General features: G+C 39.9%; 1 protein-coding gene. It reads left to right on the forward strand.

Annotated elements, in window-relative coordinates:
• Nucleotides 1-1,367: RHS repeat domain-containing protein (locus ACOVQQ_RS05570; protein ID WP_421817318.1), on the forward strand; the 1,367-nt coding region annotated here is incomplete at its 5' end.
• Nucleotides 1,368-2,094: the final 727 nt, after the last annotated feature.

A 2,094-nucleotide genomic window follows, 5' to 3' on the forward strand; every position in this document is an offset into this window, starting at 1 on the left:
GCAACCAACTGCTGGCGGTGCAAGACATGAGTAATTCGTTAAACGGCTTTCGAGATAATGTAAACAACGGCAATCCCGATTACGGTTACGATGTGTATGGAAACATGACCAGCGATGCCAACAAACGTATCGAAGATATCGACTACAACCACTTGAACTTACCCACGGTAATTAACTTTCAAAACAACAGCGGTCGCATTCGGTACACTTACGATGCGCTGGGCGTTAAACTGCGCAAAGAGGTGGATGATCCTGCAAACAATACTACTACAACCACCGAATACTTGGACGGCTTTCAGTACAAAAATGAGGCATTGATCTTTTTTCCAACCTCTGAAGGCTACGTGGAGTTTGCGACACCTACCAAATTCTTCTACGTGTACAACTACACCGACCACCTCGGAAACGTGCGCATGAGTTACACTGAGCACGGTCCGGGAGTTCCGAAAATCTTAGAAGACAACCATTACTACCCCTTTGGCCTCAGGCACGAAAACTACGCCAGTGAGCGTTTTGAGCGGGTAAAAGAACCCAACGGCGATTTATACGTGATACAGCCCACGGAAAGACGGGAGTGGCAGTATAAGTACAACGGCAAAGAGTGGCAGGATGAGTTGGGGTTGAACTTTTACGATTATGGTGCGAGGAATTATGATGCCGCGATTGGTAGGTGGATGAATGTAGATCCGCTGGCGGAACAAGGAAGAAGATGGTCGCCGTATAATTATGCAATGGATAATCCTGTTTATTTCATTGATCCGGATGGGATGTGGCCAGATGAAGGAAAACCCTTTCCAAGTGATAATCGTGTACTTCGCAACGATACCGGAGTTACTAAATCAGGAGTTCGTTATTCTGAAAAGGTAGTTGGAAAATCTACATCGATCTACGAACCTATGTCTGGGCTTGAAAAATTCTCTAACGCGATAGGCGCAACAGCTGTTTCGGATTTGAATCAGATAAGCAATACTGTCACTGTTACTTCAATAAATACTGCTACCGTATATAAAGATGCAGACGGAAATATAGTTAAATCAGCGAAAGAGGCTAAAACAGTTACAGAGTATAAACAAACTGTTACCGAGTCAGGTAGTATTTCAAGCAACAACTTGCCTGAGTCAGTTTCGACCACTACGACGGACTCGGTTACTACTTCAGAAGTTGTGATTATCGACGGAAAAGTAAATGTTAGTAAAGGTCAAACAACAAAAACCAGTCCAGTTAAAGAACAAAAATCGATTGGAGATGCGTCTAGCGATTTCTTAAATTATGCCGTCGATCGGATAAAGAAAAATATTGAGATAAATGCTGAGAACAATCAAAATTATCAGAATAGCGTGGAAAAACTTAGGGATTACAAAAAATAATATCATGAAAATCAGAATAAACCAAATTTTGTTCTCAGTTTTAATTTACTTGATAGTTCTGGAACTATCAAAGTTTATGATTTTGCTTTACTTTTTTTATACAGACGAATCTTTTTACAGTGGCACATTGAAAGAAGTGAGCTATAGTGTTCCGCGTAAAATTGCCTTGTCCACAGTAATGCCTTTATTTATTGGAATTCCAATTCTTTACTTCAAGTACTACAAGTTGACTCTTTTAACCAAATTTGAAAAAGCCATAGTAATTATTGGTTCAATTTTAATTTATTATCAAATTGATGTACGCAAATTGTTCTTTTTCGTTGAAAACCATCGAATGAAATTAATTTTTGGAATTCTATTCTGTTTGGTAATTCTGTTTCTTATTTTTTTAAAATGTAGATTTAAAAAATTGGAATCTAAAACTTAAACAGATAAACTTACCCCAATCGCGCTGATTTACAATTCGTGCGAAAGCTCGAAAACACGTTTTACTAGCACTCACGCCTAGCCCCGACTGTAGCGGCAGCCCGGAGTACAAAAAGGTTGTGTGAATTGGGTTAAAAACGGCGACCACAGAAGCCGGTTGTACCCCATGAACACACTTTTTTTTACGAGGACTACTGCGGAAGGCGGGAATAGCTACAAAAAAGAAGAAATAGCGTGGAAAATTTCTTTCCAACAACACCTACGACGAACTCGGACAACTGATTTCGAAAAAAGTGGGCAA

The sequence above is a fragment of the Flavobacterium sp. genome (assembly GCF_049240005.1).
Lineage (GTDB): Bacteria > Bacteroidota > Bacteroidia > Flavobacteriales > Flavobacteriaceae > Flavobacterium.